This window comes from Flavobacterium sp. RHBU_24, assembly GCF_046613695.1.
Classification (GTDB): domain Bacteria; phylum Bacteroidota; class Bacteroidia; order Flavobacteriales; family Flavobacteriaceae; genus Flavobacterium.
The window spans coordinates 1-20,128 of record NZ_JBKJHD010000008.1 but is presented as its reverse complement, the minus strand read 5'-3'; the positions used below and the strand labels follow the sequence as shown (position 1 = coordinate 20,128).

Here is a 20,128-nt window from a genome sequence, read left to right as displayed (position 1 = left end):
TTGGATACAAATTTATGAAGATGAAAGCGCTTTTATTTGTGGTTTTGTTTTTGTTTTCGGGGCTTTGCGCATCGGCGCAGGTTACGGAGCAGGATAGCATAGCTGCCGACTCAATTTTAATTAACGCCCAGCTGCGGGAAATTGTGATAAGCAATGTAAAGGATTCGCTTACCGAAGAGGATAAAAAGCAGCTGTACCTGCTGCGCCGCCGTGTGCTGAAAGTGTACCCGTATGCAAAAGTAGGCGCAGAGCGGCTTAATGCGCTAAATGCCAACATGGCAAAGCTAAAATCTGAAAAGGAAAAGAAGCGCTATGCCAAGATGGTAGAGAATTACCTGCAGGATGAATTTGAAGGCCAGCTTAAAAAATTATCGCATAAAGAGGGGCAGATATTGGTAAAGCTTATTTACCGCCAAACCGGCAAAACCACCTTCGACCTTATTAAGGAGCAAAAAAGCGGCTGGAAGGCATTTTGGAGCAACCGGGTGGCGCGTGTCTTTAAAATAAACCTGAAAACCGGCTACAGCCCCGGTGCGGTGCCTGAAGATTACCTGATAGAGGGCATATTGATAAAAGCATTTGAAGAACACCGCCTTGTAAAACAGGACCCTGCTTTTACTATAGACTATGTAGCTATAAAAAAAGCGTGGAGGGCAAAGAGCAAAAAATCGGAAGGATAAATTGATTTAGAATTACATATCTAAATTACTTTTTAATAAATAAAATGGAGCAGGTTTAAACAAAATAATTGTTTAAACCTGCTCCATTTTATTTATTCCCTGAAAATAACAACCTCTAAAGCCCCTTAAAAATACGATTAAAAGCACATATTCCTCAACACGCTACCGCATCGTTTAAAGTTTTTAAAGAAAACGTTTTCGTTTATTCAGGTTTACGGCTTGTATAGGTCGCCACTGCAATTGCCGATGTACAGCGGAATAACGTAAATGCCCCACTTTTTTAATAATCCCCCTGCCTATACAATACTACACACTGTAGTACTGATGTGGTGTTATTGTGTAAATCCAATCAAATAATTGATAAATTCGTAATGATTTCGTGTTTGAATATTGAATAATTATAAAATTAAGATATTAAATACAATTATTTAAAAATCAATTTTTTTCAAATACAACTATTCTAAACTTTATTTTTATGAAACAAATCTATTTGTGTATCGCGGCGCTCGCCATCGGGGGATGGCAGGCCGCGGCCCAGACACCGGTAGCGGTTGGGGCAGGCAGCTATGCTTCTTCCACGCCCGCGTCTGAAAATGTAGACTGGAACAACGATGGGGTGGGAGACATCTTCCCTTTTATTAACGACCAGACCATTTATGTACAGTCAGGCGAAACAAGGCCCATCCCAACAAATGACTGGTGGACCAGCCTTTTGGTAGAACAGTACAGCGGGCAATTGTGGGCGTATCCATTAATGGTAGATGCCGACAATTTCGGGCCAAGTATTTATTTTCCTACAACGTTTGCCGCTAATGGTGATAACCTGCTGCCCGGTACAGCGTTACAGGTAAAAGCCACGGGTTACACACCGGAAAAAGCCATTGCTAAAGACTGGAACGACTGGGCAGTGGTAATGGGCATGCCCAATGCCGGTGCTACTAAGAACATTGATGTAACCATGGCGCACGGTGTGCCGTTCGTTTGGCTGCAAACCACAGGTATTAACCCTGAGCTTTCATTTACCGCCGGGGCCACTTACCTTACCGCTGCGGGCGCGCCGCTTACCTTTCCTACAACTGCCTCATTTGTAGTACAAAGCGACGGCCGCTACTTTGGTATCCACATGCCGGGTGGCACCGTATCAGCTGCTATCCAAAACCAGCAGTATGTGCAGGTAGACCTTGGCACGAGCCAAACCGTTAACAAAGTAAACTTTACATGGGAAACCGCATACGCTAAAGGCTACACCATACAAACGTCTACAAACGGAACCACCTGGACATCGGTTGCCAATATTACCAATGGCGACGGCGGCAGTGACAGTGTAACCTTTGCTAATACCACAGCGCGCTACGTGCGTGTTACCCTAAACGAGCGTGGGACTATTTATGCCTTTTCGCTGTACGAATTGCAGGTGTATAATACCAATACATTGCTTTCGCTTAACAAAACGGCTACAGCATCGTCTTACGAAGGAGCGTTTACCGCAAACCTGCTAACCGACGGCGACCTTGGTACACGCTGGTCAAGCGACTCTTCGCAGGTAGAAAAGCTGGTTATCAATACCGGTAACACTAACAGCTTTTTTGTGGTATCGGCACTGCACAACCCAGCTGAGCTTACTACGTACGAAACCTACGCCTTTAACCGTGTTACAAATACTCAGGTAAATTATGACTATACGGCATCTACCGGTAAAGTTGCCACCACGTGGAATGTAACCACTACCAACCTTAAAGGCCAGGCAAATGGCAGCACCGTTCAGGGCTTTTTGCCACACCTGTACCTTGATGCGGCTAATACGGTTAGCTTTGCCACAAATACCTACACTACTACACACGGCACTTTAAAAACCGCTACGGGTACAAGCTTTACCTTTACTTACGATTTTAAAGGAATATTGCCAAACTATAATGCACCGTACCGAAATACTGCCGATGCAACACCGTATGATGCAAACGTGATGTTTGACCTGCTTACCACTTTTAGTAAAAAGCAGGGTTACGGTGGTGATACCTACTGGGGCGGTAAAGATTTGGTTAACTACGCCAAGTATATGCTTATGGCTAAAGAAATGAACCACCAGGCATACGAGTCGCTTAAGGCTAAAACAAGGGCGGCGCTGGTAGACTGGCTTACCTATACACCGGGTGAAACCAGCAAGTTTTTTGCACGTTACGACCGATGGAAAGCTGTGGTAGGTTTTGACGAATCGTACGGTTCATCGCAGTTTACCGATAACCATTTCCATTATGGCTATTTAATACAGGCCTGCGCGCTGTATGGCATGGTAGACCCGCAGTTCCTTACCGATTACGGCGACATGATAAAAGTGGTGGCAAAACAATATGCCAACTGGAACCGCAGTGACACCTTCCTGCCGTACCTGCGCACGTTTGACCCATGGATAGGCCACAGCTATGCCGGTGGTACCAGCTCGGGCACCGGTAACAACCAGGAATCTACCTCTGAAGCGATGCAGTCTTGGACTGGCTTATTCCAGTTAGGCGATATGCTTAACGATGAATCGATAAGGGATGTGGCGGCATTTGGCTATTCAGCCGAATCGTATGCTACGTTGGAATATTGGTTTGACTGGAAAAACAGGATTTTCCCATCCAATTATACGCATGACATAGTAGGAATATTGTTTAATGGCGGTATGGCCTATGGCACTTACTTTAGTGCCAGCCCTGTACACATCCACGGCATACAGTACCTTCCGGTAAACCCGGGCTTCCGCTACCTGGCACGCGACAGGAGCTGGGCGAATACAGAATATACCAATATGAAAACCGAAGCACAGGCTGTAGACGGCTATACTACCGAATACCAGTTTGGCCGCGACTGGGCTAACGTGGCGCTTGGCTTTAAGCTGTTGTCTAACCCGCAATACACAACTGCCTATATCGCTAATAACATGGCTTCATTTGCTCCAACGAGCGATAACTATATCATGAGGGATGAAACAGGGGGGATGACCTACTACTACGCGCATGCCCAGCAAAACCTTGGCTATTTCTCTGAAAACTTCAGGACCGATTTCCCACAAAGCAGTGTGTTTGAAAATGCCTCAGGCGTCTTTACTTACGCGGTGGCTTATAACCCTACCGCTACGGCAAAAACCTGTACCATTTACAACAACAGCAATGGGGTAGTGGCTACCTTTAGTGTACCCGCACGCACGCTGGTTACTTACCCTACACTGCCTGCAACAGGCCAGCAGCCTGCGGGTTGCTATGGCTTATCTCCGGTATCGGCTACCGCTACTTCGGGTGGTACAAGCATCCCTGCGGCTATAGACGGCAACCATGGTTCACGATGGGAGAGTGCCTTTGCCGACCCTCAAACCTACACAGTAGACCTTGGTATTGTAAGCCACGTAGATAAAATCACCCTTGACTGGGAGGCTGCGAGCGCTAAAGATTATACCCTGAGCGGAAGTGTAGACGGTACCAACTGGACGTTGTTAGACACCCGCACCAACATGACCTCTGTAGATCACCGTATTGATATTAAAGACGGTATAAACGGCGAGTACCGCTACCTTAGGATGGTGGGTACTGCCCGCACCATACCTTACGGATATTCTCTTTACGAATTTGAAGTTTGTGGTTCCGCATCGCAAAGTACAGCAGGCTATGTGGTGCTTCCTGCTAAAGTAGAATCTGAAGCATATACTGCAATGAGCGGTATACAAACTGAGGCCACAAGCGATACCGGCGGCGGCCTTAATGTAGGCTGGATAGAGGCTGGTGACTGGATGGACTATAAAGTAAATTCGCCCACCGCGAAAACCTATACGCTGCAGGCACGTGTAAGCAGCCTGTATGCCGGTACATCATTCCAGATTCGCAACAGCGGAGGTACTACACTGGCTACCATCAACGTGCCTAATACGGGCGGATGGCAAACCTGGCAAACGGTTACCACAAGTATAACCCTGCCTGCCGGCAACCAAACGCTAAGGTTTTATGCTGTAACTAATGGCTTTAACATTAACTGGCTTAACTTTCAGAATGTGGGCGCGCGCATGGCAGCACCGGATAGCGCATCAGAAGAAGTTACCATCCTTTCATCTCCGGAGCTGTACCCTAACCCGGCACACGGCGTTGTGAAGTTTGTTTCTGATAAAGATACTGAACTGAATATCTTCAGCATCAGTGGCGCCCTGGTTAGCACCCATGCCATAACTAAAGGCGAAAACACCATTGCCATTGATGGGCTTTCGGCGGGAGTATACATGCTAAGGGCCGGGGAGAAAAACTACAGGCTTGTAGTAAAATAACCGATTTTAATACCTAAGTAATGTAGCAGTCCCGGTAACTACCGGGGCTGTTTTTTTATACCTTTATTTACCACTCCGGTGTAGCACATGATATTACTTTATCCCTATTTTTTGCACCTACATAGCCGTAGCCTTTCTGGTAATAAAATATAAAAGTTACCTTCTCATATCGTGCCTCAACCGCCATAAGGTTGCTGTAATTGCAGTAAGGGGTTTGCAATTCGGCATGATACGAAAGCAGGGTATAGGTTACGTCTTTTTTTTCAGATTGCCAGGTATGGCCCTGCTCAAAAAACTGGTCGTAACGCACGGTTTCCGTTTCGCAGCAGGCATCATATTGCAAGACTTTACCATCTTCCTCCCTAAGGTACATGTGATCTATGGTGCCGTTTTTCCAGCTTTGCCTAAAGGCTTTATAGGTCTTTCCATTTAGGGTTATATCGCCTTTATATTCTTCAACGTACCAGGTGTCAGACCATAACAACTTTTTCTTTTTAATAAGCGGAAAGTAATTTCCGTCTTCGTCGCCCCCGCAAAAGCTTTGTCCTTCGCTTTGCGCTATTGCCGGTACGCAGCATATAAGTAAAAAGAAAAGCAGTAATTTTTTCATGAGCATCATTTTTTACTAAATAACTGCAATTTATTATACTATGCAAGTAGTAGGTAAAATTACCTGATTTGATAATTCAGGTAATTTCACGCTAAAACGCGTTTAACAAATTTTTAATATTTGTACCGCATACAAAACCAATCAGATTATGAATTTAAGGATTTCATTTATAAAGCGATCAGACCATAGGGTTATGGCAGAAAGCATATCGAAAAAGGCAATGGCTTTTCCTGATGACAGGCTATTTAACTGGAAGGAAATAACTGAAATACTGGTTTTTGTAAGCCGGTACATGGATTATAAAGGATGGATGTCGCCCATAACGGCAAAAAAACTGGAATGGGAAATAAAAACTCTCCTTCCCTATACAGTAAAAACACATTATGATGTAATGGTTTGGCTTGACAATAACTTTAAGCGATAGCCAACGTATGTTTACAATAAAATACAAACAGGGTTTCGATAAAGAATGCCTTACCTACACTTACAAATGGGAGGCTGTAAGCAATACATCGCTTAAAAATAAAAAAACGCTTGACCGTACTAACGGCGCAGAGATACTGCGTTTTATAAACGATTTTTTCAGTTCGCAAAACCTTTCGAGCCTAATGTCGTTTAAAAAAGCCGAGAGCCTTATTTATAACCACCTGCCCATTAATATTAAAGACAAAAAAGAGATTACATTTTGGTTACTAAAAAACTGGGATACCGAATTCTATATATAGCAGGTCAATACACCCCATAATACCAGGTACGGCGCTCACCTCGCTGTGCCACCAATCACCTGACCGAAGAGATAACCGTAGCCCACACTACGGTTATTTTGATTTATAGCACAGCAATGCGAATCACCTTCTCTTCATTACAATTTCTAAACTCTTATATTCCTTAAGCCCGTCTTTTTTATCAAACGTTTCCATTTTTCGGGTTTTGCCATCTACAAAGGTATACACCTCCCGGAATTTTACAGGCTTACCGGTAACAACGTCGGCCATTTCGCCGGTAGAGATTATGGCTTTTACCCCTTCATCATAATGCCCTTTGGCTACCATCATGCCTGTACCGGTATTGTCTATAAATGTTGAGGTAAACATCCCGGTCTTGTTGTTATAAGAAACCGTACTTTTACCCTGCCAGTCCATACCCATCATATTACCATTGTAAATCGCTTCCTGGTAACGGCCGCCCAATACCATATTTACATTAGCGGTAGCGCTGGCGGTTTCGGCTTTAGCATCGGGTCCTTCCCAAAACGTCATGGTTACATCCCATGTGCCGGTTTCTTCGGCCAGGAGCTTGTGCATTTCTCCGGGGGCCATATATTCTGCCCACGCCCTGTTTACTTCAGCCGTATCTACAGGCTTGGGTACAGTATCAGTTTCCGTTATTACAATAGTATCGGTTTTGGTAACCGTATTGGTTTCCGTCTCTTTTTTGCAGCCGGTAAGGCAAAGGAGGGCTAAAGTGCCACCTAAGATTACTTTTTTCATAATGGTTTGTTTATTAGAATGTTTCACCCTAAAATTATGAAAAAAGCTACAATATTATCGTAATAATATGTTAATCCTCAGCAGGTACACTTTCATACGCGCCCATATCCGGAGTGCTGCTTCGGGTGGTGCCGGTAATATCTGTAGTAAATAACGTATCAACTTCAGGGTCTGCCGTGCCTTCGGGGCCATCTCCTTCAGTACCGGTTATCAGCTGTAGCTTGTTGTTAGGTGCATCTATAAAATCGGGCTTATTGTCAGTGGTGTTGGTAGCAATTTTACATGCGGTATATTCTACCATATTTGTAGTATCAGCTGCATTTGCAGTACCCGGATACAATGGGTTGCTATTAAGCTGGTTGCCCAAGTCTATTAATTTTAGCAGGGAGTTGCGGTAATTAATATGGAAGTCCGTACCACCACCCTCAACTTTTTCCATTGAGACACTTAGGTTTGATGAGCCATACATAATGCAGTTTTCAAAATTGGCCGTAAGGTCCTGCACGGTTATGGCAGTTTCGCTTACCTGCTGGTAATCGTTTAGCAGCAATGGCACCTGGTTGTAGCTGTTAAAATAATTACCGAATGTGCTATACTTAAAGTTATAGGTACCGCCACGTGTAAACGCTACTGCTGCCGTGCCTGCGTTATTAGCCACAAAATTTTCCCCTGAGATTGTAGCGCCCACAGCGAGAATGCCAAAGTTAGCGCAGTTATATATCTGGCTGTTATTTATGGTAAGCTTAGGGAAAATACCCGCTTGTTGTGCCTGCGCGAGTATGCCCACACCCGCATTTTTAAGGGTAAGGTGGTTTATGGTATTTTCCTGGTCAGACATTACAATTATAGCGCCCCACTGCCCGGGTATGTCGGCAAAATCAGTTTCCAGGCGGTCGCCTTCAAAAATCACCTCATTTTCCATTGCATCGGTGTTGGAAAGGCCACCGTTAACTACCAGCTTGCCGCCCTGTTTTATAATAAGCCCTGAATCGGCATGAAAATGTACGCGCGCGCCGGGATCTACCGTAAGGGTTTCGCCGGTGGGTACCGCCCCATACCCATATATTACATAAGGCTTTGTGTTATTCCAGTGGTATTCGTCATCATGGTCTAAATGGTCAAGGTTAAAGCCATATACATTTAACGTATCGTTATATGGTATGGTTTCATAGTTTCCCTCCTGGTCGCGTTGCGGGTATAGAAAGTATGCATCCTGCACCAATGTAACTAATTCTACCTTCTGCGTTTCGCCCGTGCTGCTAAACTGTATGTTATCGGTATATAAAAATGTTGTGGAGTTATTGGCATACTCTGTATAATCTATTGTGGTTTCAATAAACACAAACATGCTGTCTTTTGCCAGTAGCTCTACATTGCTGAATTCTTTTCCGGGAATACCGTCTACCATAAGGCGGTATTTAGAGTTTTGGCCCTGGCCAAGTTTTATGCTGGGTATGCTGATATCCTCATTACTGTGGTTGTATACTTTTAGCGTGTATGTGCTTGAACCAATGTTAGTAAACACCGTGTCTAAGTATACGGTATCGCGGCTAAATTCTAAACCGCCGCTGCTGGGCTTAAATTCAAAATCATCCCGGCAGGATGACAGCGTAATACAAAAACCAATGAGCAGCAGGTATATAAGTTGGCGCATAGCAAATAACAATTTTTGGTAAAAATAGCTAAAATTTTTATTAGTCAGTAAGTAAACGCTGTCGCGGAGGTTTTAGTTTATACATAAGTCAAATAAATGCGCGCCCGTCCGCTCAATCCGCGTCATTCGCATTCCATACTTTCGTATTTTTGCAAAAATATTTTACCAAATGGCATTTGATAAAGAAAGAGCGCTTAAACTGTGCAACGACTATAGCAAAAATACCCTTATGGAAACACTGGGCATTGTATATACTGATGCTGCCGAGGGCTTCCTGCAGGCTACTATGCCTGTAAACCCAACCGTACACCAACCTATGGGCTTACTGCACGGCGGGGCAAGCGTGGCCCTGGCCGAGAGTGTGGGCAGCGCGGCATCGTTACTGTTTATAAACCCTGAGGTACAGGAAGTGCGCGGCATAGAAATATCGGCTAACCACCTGCGCAGCAAGCGCGAAGGCATGGTTACAGGTACTGCCCGTATTGTACACCAGGGCAGGAGCATACACCTGTGGGAAATAAAAATAACTGATGAACAGGACCGCCTGATATCGCTGTGCAAGATTACTAATATGATACTGCCGAGGAAGAAAAGCAGCGGTCAGTAGTCAGTGTTCAGTCGCAGTTTGCAGCAATAGGCATCGGACTTCCGACCTCGGACTTCTGACAATCTCAACAAACAACTAGATGACCGATATATTTTTAAAATTAAAAAAGCAATATGAGGCTAAGCTGCCGTTTGCGGTATATGCCAAGCCGGGCAGCAGCAGCCTTACAGGGGTTTTTCAAACAACACCTGAAACTTTTACTAACGCGGAATTGAACGGCAGCGGATTTATCTTTGCGCCTTTTACCGATGGTGAAACCGTATTTATACCTTATGATAAAGCGCAGATTGTGGTGGCTGAAGTAAAGGAGAACGATGGCACTATTGCAAATCACGCCCGTGCTCCCGAAATAAATATTGAAGGAAAACGTGATTTTGAGGCTTTAGTAACCAAATGTATCGAAGTAATAAAGCATAACGGTTTTGAAAAGCTGGTGGCATCCCGTACCGAAACGGTAGAGACAGTAAGCAGTGTGGAAGGCATCTACAAAAAGCTTTTAGCATTGTACCCTAATGCGTTCAGGTACGTATTCTATAGTCCGTTAAGTGGATTATGGATGGGAGCGACACCTGAACAGTTACTTAAGGTCGAAAATAATGCCGTACATACGGTAGCTCTTGCCGGTACGCAGCTGTATAACCCTGCAGAAACTACAGTATGGGAGGAAAAGGAACAGCAGGAGCAACTTTTTGTAACCAATTATATAGTGAATCACCTGAAGCCTTTTTCGGAATCTGTAGTTACAACCGAGCCTTATACCTTTAGGGCCGGGGGAATAGTACATATAAAAACAGATATTAGTGCAGAACTTAGCGAAACAGTCAGCCTTGCCGATGTAATTAAAACGCTGCACCCTACGCCTGCAGTATGCGGCCTACCGAAACAGCAAGCTAAGGAATGGCTTTTACAAAATGAAGGCTATAACCGGGAATACTACAGTGGCTTTTTGGGCGAACTGAACCATGATTTTGCCACCAGGCAACCTAAAACCGACTTGTTTGTAAACCTGCGCAGCATGAAGTTGTCAGCAGGAAATGCACAACTGTTCGTTGGCTGCGGTATCACTAAAAACAGCGACCCCGAAAAGGAATTTTTTGAAACGGTGAATAAAAGCATGACAATGCGGCGGGCACTCTGATTTGAGATTTTAGATTTTAGATTGGGCTACAGGGCTTCTGAAAAACTTTGTACCTTTGCATCGGCTAAGCAGCTAAGTAGCTAAGCCGCTAAGAAACTTAAAGCATGAAACTCGATATACTTGTTTTTGGTTCCCATCCTGATGATGTGGAACTTAGCTGCGGGGCAACCCTGGCAAAAGAAATTTCACTGGGTAAAAAAGTCGGTATTGTAGACCTTACGCGTGGCGAACTGGGCACCCGGGGTACTGCCGATATACGCGATGGAGAAGCCGCCGATGCCGCTAAAATACTGGGCATTACCATAAGGGAAAACTTAAGGTTTCGCGATGCATTTTTTACCAATGACGAAGCCCATCAGCTGGAGGTGATAAAAATGATACGCAAATACCAACCGGAAATTGTTATTGCCAACGCGGTAGATGACCGCCATATAGACCATGGAAAAGGCAGCAAGCTGGTTAGCGATGCCTGTTTTCTCTCCGGCCTGCGCCGCATAGAAACTGTTTTGGAAGATGAAAACCAGGAAGCCTGGAGGCCAAAGCTAGTATACCACTATATACAATGGAAAAACCTGGAGCCCGATTTTGTGGTTGATGTTACCGGCTTTATGGATATAAAAGTTGCCTCGCTTATGGCATATAAGTCGCAGTTTTATGACCCTGACAGCAATGAGCCGGTTACGCCCATAGCTACAAAAAACTTTAAGGACAGTATACTTTACCGTGCAGCCGACCTTGGCAGGCTTATAAATACTGAGTATGCCGAAGGTTTTACGGTAGAAAGGTATTTGGCAGTGAACAGCTTAGGAGATTTGATATAAAAAATATGTTTTTTGCTTGCAAACGTAACAATAACGTAATATATTTGCCCTCGCAAAACAGATGGTGGTTTTAGCTCAGTTGGTTAGAGCGCTAGATTGTGGTTCTAGAGGTCGCCGGTTCGAGCCCGGTATTCCACCCTTAGCCGAAACCCACTCCCAAAAGGGGTTTCGGCTTTTTTTATTCACTTTCGAGACGTGTAGCTTTTATCAAACGACAATGTAAAACTACCGTTATGACACAAACTTTTAACGGGTGTACCCATACTGAACCATGGGCATCACCTAAAGACTGGCGTACAACTACCGCCAAATCCGCACTTAAAAAATCATCTTCAACCGCTTTTTTCTCGGCATCCGTCAGTAATTCAAATTCGATTTTACTGTTCCTGTCTGCAAAAATTTCTTCTTTGGCCGCAAGCAGGTTTTTGAGGTGCGCAATAAGGTTGTCGTACTCTTCCTGATTGAATTTATCCTGCAAGTCCTGTTTTGCTTTTTCCCGATGGGACAATGCGGCAAGGTCGGTGGCCAACTGTTGTTTCAGGCGTTTCTGCTCGGCTTCAGATACGCCGTCGGCAAAGTACTGCTTGTTGAATTCGTCCTCAATTTCCTTGCGCGATTTGCCTATCCGGGCAAGCTCTGTATTATGTGCTGCCTGCCTGAGCATTGCCTCACGGTCAAAATCGGCCTGTATATCCTGAAGCCTTTTTGATTCGGCTTTTGTGTAAATCGTTTCGAGCGCCAGTGTATGCCTGCTCTCCTCTATTTCAATAAGGTTGTTGATGTGCGCGTTTTTCTCTCTCCAGGCTTCTTTTACGTGCTTCCAGTATGCCTTGGTAAGTTTATCGGCATTGGGGTCCTGAATTTTAGCGTCTACCTGGTCCAGCTGCGACTGCTCTATCAATTCTTTTTGCAAATCAGCCAGTTTTCGCCTGTGGTTTTCATTCTACAGGGCTTCTTCCTTATCAAAACCTTCAGTCATTAGCGCCAGGCGGTCATCAATGGCCTTGCGCTCCAGGTCTAAATTATCCTCAATGGCTTTTTTTGCCTCATCCTGTGCTTCCTTGCGTGATTTTTCGCGAAGTTTCCGGGCTTTCTCAGCGGCGCGCTCGCTGGCTTTGTCTTTTCCTGCATCGCCGGGAAGTGTGGCCGTACCTTTAGGGTCGGCATCCACTTCTATTTTTGCAGTGTAATTAGCGGCCTGCTCTTTTAAAAGCTGGTCTATTACTTCCTGTATTTCCTGTTTTGCGCCCTCTTTATTTTTTAGCGCGGTTTGTAAAATTGCATATGCGGTGCTACCGGGCATTGTGCCGCCACCAGTTTTTGCAACATTCCACAGCTGCTCCATATAACTGATGTTATCCTTAAGGCTTGACTTTTCCACGTCCAGCAACTGGCCGTACAGTTCTGTAATTTTAGAGGCCACCGCTTTTGCCCTGGCAGATTTTTCGAGGGCAACGATATATTCATCAAGCAATTTTTTACCCTCCTTGGTTGCGATATTTTCCAGGGTAAGGCCTTTCAGCATTTCCGGGTTCAGCGCGATGATTTCCTCCAGGGCTCTTTTGCGGTCCTTTTCAGACCGGTTCATGTCATTTGCAACCTTCAGGCGCATGGCCAGCGCGTCTTTTTCTTTCTTCACTTCAATTGCGGCATCGGCAATTACATCATTAAACATTTTGGCCTGTCTGGTGGCTTTATCCTCACTGTCGGCAAAGACAATGTATGCAGCCGCCACAGCCGCCACGAGGCTTAAAACCAATCCCCACGGCGTGGTTTTCATTGTTGTGGCCATTACCCGGATGGCCTGTGTTGCACCCTTAATATTCCCGGTTAATAGCATGGTTACGGCGGCATAGGCCTGAGACGCCACAATGCCAATATTTTCCATTACAACCTTTGCTTTTAAGCCCAGCGTATATAGTTTTGATGCCTGCCAGGCTTCGGTTGTGGTAAGGGCGATGATTTTCATCCATGTTACATTGGTAACCAGGGCGGATGACACAACAACAATAGCCTTCGCCAAAAAAACAAGTGTGTTCCGGAAAGCGGTCATTCCGCCACCGGTATCTTCGATAGCGCCCACAAATTTTGCAAACTTGTCTACCGCCGAAGTAATGAATGCCACCACGCTATCTGAAGTAAACCAGCCCACAACCGTTTTTTTTCAACCTTTCGAGCGTTGCTGCCAGGTTGTTGTTTTTCAAGTCATATTCTTCGGTAAGCGATGTGGCCTCGCTCATGGCAGTACCGGCAAGGCTTATTTTATCCCGGAACTTCTGCACGTTGTCTGAAGCCGCGCCCAACACCTGTTTTACCTGCTGATCGTTCAGCTTCAGATAATCCAGTATTTTAGAAAGTTCTGTCGCATCCAGCCCTTTAAGCGATTGTGCAAACTGCAGGAAAAATTCTGTAGGGTCGGTATTGATGAGTTGTTTCAGTTCTTCTGCCGGGCGGCCCATTACCTTTGCGAAAGCAGCGTAATCAAGGGAAGCAATGCCGATTAATTTGCCGTAATTATTTCCGGCAATTTCAGCCATAAGGCCGCTTTCTTCAAAAGCTGCACCCAGGCCAAGCGCCTGCTGGATAGAAGGCTTGAGCTTTCCGGGGATTGTGCCCACAGCCTGGACAAACTCTGCCACGTTATGGGCGCTGGCGGTACCATCGGCCCCCAGTTCATTTAAAGCGGATCCAACGCTTTCAAATGCCGGTTCAACACCACTGTTGCGCAGTTCTTCATACAGCCCTTTAATTTTTCCCAACTTATTGGCCACTACTTCAGGACCGCCTTCAAAGGCATCGCCCAGGGCAACGGCCGATTTGTTCATTACTTTAACGAAGCTGGCAATTTCTTCCTTTGCAACTCCCAGTTCCCCGCCTACGGCCGCAATATTTAAAAGGTCGGCACGGGAGGTACGTGTTTTAAGCAGGCCAAATGATTTGGAAAGTTCGTCTACTTCTTTCCTGGTCATGCCGGTGGTCTTTTGCACATTTACATATGAATCAGACAATTTACCGTTAAAGTCGAGTATTTTTTGTACAGAGAGCACCATACCGGTACCCGCGGCAATAACCGATGCACCCAGGGCAGCGTATCGGTTAAATTTATCGGCCAGGCCGCCTATGCTCCAGCTGGCTTCTTTACCCTTGCCTTTGAGCTCGTCCATCCTGGCAGTGACTTTGCCCAGCTCGGCGTTGTATTTTTCAAAGTCTGCCGTACCCGGAACTAAATGGCGTAAGGTTGCCTGGAGCATTGTAGCTTCAGTGCGCAACTGCCCCATTGTTTTGTCGGCCAGGCTAAGCTCAGATGTTAGTTTTTTTATACTGGCATCGTTTTCAGTAACGGCGGCAGTGTTTGACCTTATGGCTAACGAAAGTTTCCGGTATTCCTCGGTATCGGTTTTCTTCTGTCGCTCCAGTTTTTTTAACTGGGATTCCTGTTCCTTCAGTTCAGTTCGCAGCTTAAAATTCGCCTTCTCAAGGTCCAGAATTTCCTTCTAGGCCTCATTGCCATTGATAATTATGGTAAGCTTAATCTGCTCGTCTGAAATGCGCCTGGCCATGGATAAAATTTTACCCGTAAAAGAAAGGCGCGCCGATTAGAAACGCTGTAACATGAAAAAAGCCCCAAGAGTGGGGCTTTAACTAGATATTGGTAATAGATTTTAAAACAAACCTAAGGAAAAGTTTGCTATCATTATGCCAACGATTTGCACCCCTATGAATACAACATTTCCAATCACGAAACTTTTTAAGCGCGATATTTTTAAAATGTCCGGCATTGTAAATATTAGCCAAGTCTCTAGAAAAAGAAAATCCAGTATTAATGTTATAGAATTGGCAATGAAAAGCGGATTTACCAGAGCCAGTGGAATAAAGCAAATAATATGAAAAAGTGACATTGAAGCATACATATAAGCACTACATGAAATAGAATGTTTATAGTTCTTTTTTCCGCGTTTCATTAGCGAGAAAATACATCCAAGGATTACTATAAGTATTATGTCTATTGCATATTCAATTATTCTATCCCAAAATTTGTTCCCTTCAATTTCAGAAGCTGCTTCATAATACGCAATCTTTAATTCGGATGGCGTATCCTTTTTGCTAAGTAATTTTTTTACATCATCAGCAGTCCTAATATTCAATTTTGACTCCAATACTAATTGAAGGCCTGACATCCCATCAACAATAAATTCTGAATACATTTCTAATTCGGGATTTTCGTCCATACGGGATTCTAAAATGTATAAAGCGAGTTGCTGATTTGTACTTTGCTGAGATATGAAATTATCTTTATAAATATACTTATCCATAATATATGGTAAAATATTATGGATAGGATTATCATCTATTGGATTATTCTGCCATTGTTTTGACTGTACATAATATATTAAATACGCAGCGGATTTTTCCCCTGGGGGCAGATTTAATTCCTTAGATAAGGGTACTGCTAATGCCATTATACCTATTACATAGAATATTGATCCCAGCAGAAGGGATTTAGATCTTATTTTTCCCTTTATTAGATCAAAAGGAGTTACAATAAGAGGTGCAATTTTCAATATATAATTTAATATGGGGAATGCACATATCTGATCCCAAATTTCTTTAATGTTCCCCTTTAATTTAGAGTTTTCTTTTTGAAGATAAGTTAATTGTATCAATATAAAACCCAAAATCAATAAAACAAGTACTGATTTCCACAAGGAACTCAATAAATAGTGAATGAAATTTGCGAGTTTTAAATACCCATAGTGATGCAATACTATAGGTATAATCGCAAGTAAACATCCACAACCCCCATAGCTTGACTTAGATCCGGAATTTGGTTTTGTTTGTGAAGTTTTATCAATTTCAGATTTCCCCATGGTAGAAATAAATAGTTGGTTTTCAAATATAATTAATTGTTGGTGTGTACGTTACGGTTTTTTACAAATGTTTTAACAAAAGGAAAGTATATTATAGATATTGAAGTTGAAATGTTTTTGTAGGTATGTTATGTAATTACAGGAAGCAGTAACCGTTTTTTAAATTATGGTACCCTGGGAAATCTTGGCGGATGGGGAAATTCGGGCGGGTGCTCCGGTGGACGAAACAATTCTATGATTTTATCAATCCCCAGTAATTTTCCAATATCACCAATTAGTCCAATAACTTTCCAGCCATACCAATCCTTAGTTGGTATTAAAAGTACGATTACAGCAACTACAAAACACCATTTTGACAATTTCCTCATGCTGTTTATGACCCAAACATACCAGCGACCACGGTCGGCTAAGTATAAAAGTAAAAGCCCTATAGCTATAAAAACCAGCGCAATCAGAAAACTGTAGTCATTTATATAGTCAAAAATTCTATTCACTAGTTCTAACATATTAATAATGAAAAACAATGCAATTTATTAATTTCGGGTAAATTAATAAATCCCCATTCAAGGGGATTTTTAGTTATGTACAGGCAAATGTGAGCGTCATGCAATGATGCCGTTTATCTATATTAATGTACCGGGGAATAACACCCCGGAAGCAACGCAGAGCTTCCGTATACTGCGCCTCTTTATGATACTTAAAGCAAACGTATACCACGCGTTCATCAGATACCACAGCATCAACACTGTTAACCTGGCCCAGTAACGCCACAGGCAATTGCAGGGCTGCGGGCAACGCACCTAATACCGGCATACGGCCGAAGTTAGGGACAAAGGATGTTGTGGTCATTTTTAGGCAATCCTGTTAAATAGAGGTTCGGCATTGGCAAAATCAATGGTAAGGTGAGCATCATCGCCCACAAGGATGAGTGTGCCTGAGCGCAATTTCCAGAGGCTGCCGGGGTCGGCCTCATTGCCGCGATCGTCTTTTAACAGGAGTTCGTTTCGGTACAGGGCTTCAAAAGAAAGTTCCTCGAGTACTTCATCAAAAGTGTCGAGTCCCTGGCGGTACATTCCCAGGCGATAGGCATCGTAAAGGATGTGCAGGCCAATATCCGGGCGAAGGATGGCCAGTGGCGCATTCTCGCTGAAGCTGCGCGACTCGGGGCCACGCACCAGTTCGAGTACTGAACAATCGGCATGGGGGTTTTGCGTACCGTCCTGGTACAACAAAACAAGCGTTGTTTTTGCATCCATAACCTACAGGTTTACAGATGCTAAGTTAAATAATTGACTCTTAATTACTACAGCGTTAAAAAATAGCTTGGTTTGCGTGCGCTTGCGGCGCGGGTTGACATTAATAAATGCCTTTTTTTCTGTGTTTAGCATAACATAAAAAGGAATAATGGTGGCGGAGCTGCTAAACACAGTCACCTAAGTGAAGTAATTCCCGGGGCATTACTGACACCGGACTCCGCCATTATTATTATAAAGATATGTCTCCTGATTTGAGTTCAGGCAACTGTATTTAGCGAGGCTAAAATATGAATAAAAATGAAATTTCCCGCATTGGGCGAGAGAATATTTTACCAAATTGTCCTATAGTGAACCCTTGTAAATACTAGGCTTTTTAATGATGAAAAAAAAGTGTCCTAAATTAAAATTTTAGAATACTGATTGTTAGTGTTTTATATCATATGGCTTTCTTGTTATTACATAATCTGTCCTATTGTAAAAGAGTTGCAATAAAGACCTTTACATCAAGACATAAATATGGTGAATGTTTTGATTTTTAGTGTCCTATTATTCGAACTAAAGTACCAGTAAAACCCGGAACCTTTTTGATTCGACAAGACCTTAAGAGAAACCAACCACCGCGAGATCACTCAAAAAAAATTAAAACGATGATTTTACAAACAGCCAAACAATGGCTAAAATCAAACACGGCAGCTGCCCTGATCTGGGTAAATGCCAAAACTACGCAAGTAGGAAACTGGGCGCAAAAAACGGCAAAAAATATCGGAAACTGGATGTTGGCCGATGTTATTGTCGGATGGATTAGCGACAATCTGAAGGACGTAATCGATGTTTGTATAACCGCGTTGCACCTCAAGTAACGAAACCCAATCTCCAACAGAAGGCCCGATGAATCATCGGGCCTTTTTTTTGCGCCGTTTTTGGTGTCCAGCTCCCTACAGATATGTAGGAGTTTCTAAAATCCGTCCTTCAGACCAGTTGAAACTCTCGATGGCAAATTTTAAATCAAAAAAAATGAAAACCAAAATTAGATTTGCCTTAAGTATCAACGTAAAGATTACTGAAAAAGATTTCAAAAAAGTGCTTAAGCTGTTGAAAAAGCTATCGAGAATAATTCTCTAACCAGGATGAATCCCGGCAAATTGTCGGGATTTTTATACCCATTAAAGGGTATTTTTGTTTGTTTGTCAGAATAATTTTAACATTTAATTTTTTTTTTGAGTAGCTTTGAGGGAACTGATTTACAAACAACAATGAATGATATAGCCGGACTTCTAATCACCGAGTTGAATGAAATTTCAATCAAACTGAACAACCATACTTATAGCAGAGCAGACGAACAGTTTGATATATTAAATATATCCGCACCTCCTATAAACAGAAAAATAGTGTTGGGCTTGATTAGTTCCCTGGTGAAAAAGCTAGAAAAATTTGATATTGCTGAAGGCGACGATGATACTTTTAATAGTTTGGTACTGCTACATGAAAGGCTCATTCATTATAAAGTCAATAGCCTAAGTGGATTTTTTAATGCTCAACAAGTAGTGGGCAGAGTTAATGGTTTACTAAATCTCTTACAATGTATTGACTTAATAATAAGCCCCTTTTATAACGACTGGGAGCATGTGGATAAAAATTCTTTGCCAAAATCGCTAGTAAAAAGTATAACTCAAACCGAAAGCGAACTCAGCGAATTGATTAAGGATAAAGACAAACTTGCATCCTATATAAAAACAATAAATGATGCGGGAAAGCTTATTGAAACTTTAGAACAGGAACTAAATCAAATTGGAGGCGCTAAAGAAAGGTCTGAAAATGATTCTAAAAATATTGAACGATTGAATCTGCAGGCTGCTACTACGAAGGTTGAATTTGATAACATATTTATAGAACTTGATAAACGAAAGACTGAAGCAGACCAAATAATAAAAAGAGCAAATGAGGCATACGGCCTTGCTACAACTGTTGGCCTTGCGGCATCTTTTGATTCCAGGGCAAAAAAGTTAACGCAGTCAATGTGGCTTTGGGTAGTGCTATTATTTGTTGCTCTCGGAAGCGGCATTTATATTGGACATGAACGATTTACTGCTGTAAATGATGCTTTAAAAGACAGAACATTTGTAACCGGAAATATATGGATACTAATATTTCTTTCTGTACTGAGTTTGGGTGCTCCAATTTGGTTTGCATGGATCGCCACAAAGCAAATAGGGCAGCGTTTTAAGCTGTCAGAGGACTATGCTTTTAAATCGTCTGTGGCAAAAGCATATGAAGGCTATCGAACAGAAGCCGCTAGAATAGACCCGGCGTTAGAGGCAAGACTATTTGCTTCTGCCTTAACACGCTTAGATGAATTGCCTATAAGGTTTATGGATAAGGAGACACATGGCAGTCCATGGCAGGAGCTTTTAAATAATCCTGCCCTAATGAAAATGCTAAAGGAGAAGCCTGAGGCATTAACAGAGTTCTTTAAGGAGTTTTCAACAAGTTATTTTTCGAAGAAAAAGGATGATTAGTAAACTGTAATTATCTTAGTTCTAAAAATATCGGCTTACCCACTAGGTGGAAGTGAATACTATTTATTATGAGAATTGTGTATTAAATTTTATTAGTCGATTTAGAACCAATATTGTATATTTGACTAGCTTTCAAACTAACTAATTCAAGTTGCTAGTTAATAGCTTTAGTTAACTGTAATCCAAACACAAACAAAGTC

General features: G+C 43.0%; 18 protein-coding genes and 1 tRNA gene. 10 read left to right on the top strand and 9 right to left on the bottom strand.

Translation table 11 applies throughout. From position 1 onward, the window contains the following. Positions 1-20 precede the first annotated feature (20 nt). A complete protein-coding gene (locus ACLI09_RS09595) occupies positions 21-680 on the top strand; it encodes a DUF4294 domain-containing protein (protein ID WP_411419396.1) in 660 nt (219 codons plus the stop codon). A gap of 475 nt (positions 681-1,155) precedes the next feature. After that, a complete protein-coding gene (locus tag ACLI09_RS09590) occupies positions 1,156-4,968 on the top strand; it encodes a glycosyl hydrolase (RefSeq protein WP_411419395.1) in 3,813 nt (1,270 codons plus the stop codon). A gap of 67 nt (positions 4,969-5,035) precedes the next feature. Here ACLI09_RS09590 and ACLI09_RS09585 read toward each other — a convergent pair whose 3' ends face one another. After that, on the bottom strand, positions 5,036-5,578 hold the full coding sequence (locus ACLI09_RS09585) for a hypothetical protein (RefSeq protein ID WP_411419394.1): 543 nt from the start codon (positions 5,576-5,578) through the stop codon (positions 5,036-5,038). Positions 5,579-5,726: 148 nt separating this feature from the next. On the opposite strand from ACLI09_RS09585, the gene ACLI09_RS09580 reads away from it, so the two are divergent. Together ACLI09_RS09580 and ACLI09_RS09575 are read left to right on the top strand one after the other, a co-directional pair. Next, complete coding sequence (locus ACLI09_RS09580) at positions 5,727-6,002, top strand: hypothetical protein (RefSeq protein ID WP_411419393.1); 276 nt, start codon at positions 5,727-5,729, stop codon at positions 6,000-6,002. 7 nt (positions 6,003-6,009) lie between these two features. Next, complete coding sequence (locus ACLI09_RS09575) at positions 6,010-6,303, top strand: hypothetical protein (RefSeq protein ID WP_411419392.1); 294 nt, start codon at positions 6,010-6,012, stop codon at positions 6,301-6,303. Positions 6,304-6,426: 123 nt separating this feature from the next. On the opposite strand, the gene ACLI09_RS09570 is transcribed toward ACLI09_RS09575, so the two are convergent. Then, a complete protein-coding gene (locus ACLI09_RS09570) occupies positions 6,427-7,068 on the bottom strand; it encodes a DUF1579 family protein (RefSeq protein ID WP_411419391.1) in 642 nt (213 codons plus the stop codon). A gap of 70 nt (positions 7,069-7,138) precedes the next feature. After that, positions 7,139-8,722 carry a hypothetical protein gene (locus ACLI09_RS09565; RefSeq protein ID WP_411419390.1) on the bottom strand — a complete coding sequence of 528 codons (1,584 nt, stop codon included), beginning with the start codon at positions 8,720-8,722 and terminating at the stop codon, positions 7,139-7,141. A 169-nt stretch (positions 8,723-8,891) separates the two neighbouring features. Between ACLI09_RS09565 and ACLI09_RS09560 the strand changes: the two genes are divergently transcribed. From ACLI09_RS09560 to ACLI09_RS09545, 4 genes are all read left to right on the top strand, one after another. Beyond that, positions 8,892-9,329, top strand: coding sequence for a PaaI family thioesterase (locus tag ACLI09_RS09560; protein WP_411419389.1), 438 nt, complete (start codon positions 8,892-8,894; stop codon positions 9,327-9,329). Between the two features lie 79 nt (positions 9,330-9,408). Continuing rightward, entirely contained in the window at positions 9,409-10,467 is a 1,059-nt protein-coding gene (locus ACLI09_RS09555; protein ID WP_411419388.1) for a chorismate-binding protein, read from the top strand. Positions 10,468-10,571: 104 nt separating this feature from the next. Then, on the top strand, positions 10,572-11,288 hold the full coding sequence (bshB1, locus tag ACLI09_RS09550; RefSeq protein WP_411419387.1) for a bacillithiol biosynthesis deacetylase BshB1: 717 nt from the start codon (positions 10,572-10,574) through the stop codon (positions 11,286-11,288). Positions 11,289-11,351: 63 nt separating this feature from the next. Further along, a tRNA-His gene (locus ACLI09_RS09545) sits at positions 11,352-11,427 on the top strand. Between the two features lie 39 nt (positions 11,428-11,466). Here ACLI09_RS09545 and ACLI09_RS09540 read toward each other — a convergent pair. From ACLI09_RS09540 to ACLI09_RS09515, 6 genes are all read right to left on the bottom strand, one after another. Further along, positions 11,467-12,201, bottom strand: a complete 735-nt coding sequence (locus tag ACLI09_RS09540) for a hypothetical protein (protein ID WP_411419386.1) — start codon at positions 12,199-12,201, stop codon at positions 11,467-11,469. Positions 12,202-12,231: 30 nt separating this feature from the next. Then, positions 12,232-13,440: a hypothetical protein gene (locus tag ACLI09_RS09535; protein ID WP_411419385.1), complete on the bottom strand. Its 1,209-nt coding sequence runs from the start codon at positions 13,438-13,440 to the stop codon at positions 12,232-12,234. Next, the gene (locus ACLI09_RS09530; protein WP_411419384.1) at positions 13,418-14,566 is read right to left on the bottom strand and encodes a phage tail tape measure protein; all 1,149 of its coding nucleotides are present in this window, start codon (positions 14,564-14,566) and stop codon (positions 13,418-13,420) included. The genes ACLI09_RS09535 and ACLI09_RS09530 overlap by 23 nt, the downstream gene beginning before the upstream one ends. A gap of 384 nt (positions 14,567-14,950) precedes the next feature. Continuing rightward, positions 14,951-16,156 carry a hypothetical protein gene (locus ACLI09_RS09525; protein ID WP_411419383.1) on the bottom strand — a complete coding sequence of 402 codons (1,206 nt, stop codon included), beginning with the start codon at positions 16,154-16,156 and terminating at the stop codon, positions 14,951-14,953. Between the two features lie 579 nt (positions 16,157-16,735). Further along, complete coding sequence (locus ACLI09_RS09520) at positions 16,736-17,005, bottom strand: hypothetical protein (RefSeq protein ID WP_411419382.1); 270 nt, start codon at positions 17,003-17,005, stop codon at positions 16,736-16,738. A gap of 2 nt (positions 17,006-17,007) precedes the next feature. Then, positions 17,008-17,412 carry a hypothetical protein gene (locus ACLI09_RS09515; protein ID WP_411419381.1) on the bottom strand — a complete coding sequence of 135 codons (405 nt, stop codon included), beginning with the start codon at positions 17,410-17,412 and terminating at the stop codon, positions 17,008-17,010. A gap of 647 nt (positions 17,413-18,059) precedes the next feature. Here ACLI09_RS09515 and ACLI09_RS09510 point away from each other — a divergent pair. Together ACLI09_RS09510 and ACLI09_RS09505 are read left to right on the top strand one after the other, a co-directional pair. Continuing rightward, positions 18,060-18,272, top strand: coding sequence for a hypothetical protein (locus tag ACLI09_RS09510; protein ID WP_411419380.1), 213 nt, complete (start codon positions 18,060-18,062; stop codon positions 18,270-18,272). A 393-nt stretch (positions 18,273-18,665) separates the two neighbouring features. After that, complete coding sequence (locus tag ACLI09_RS09505) at positions 18,666-19,928, top strand: hypothetical protein (protein ID WP_411419379.1); 1,263 nt, start codon at positions 18,666-18,668, stop codon at positions 19,926-19,928. Positions 19,929-20,128: the final 200 nt, after the last annotated feature.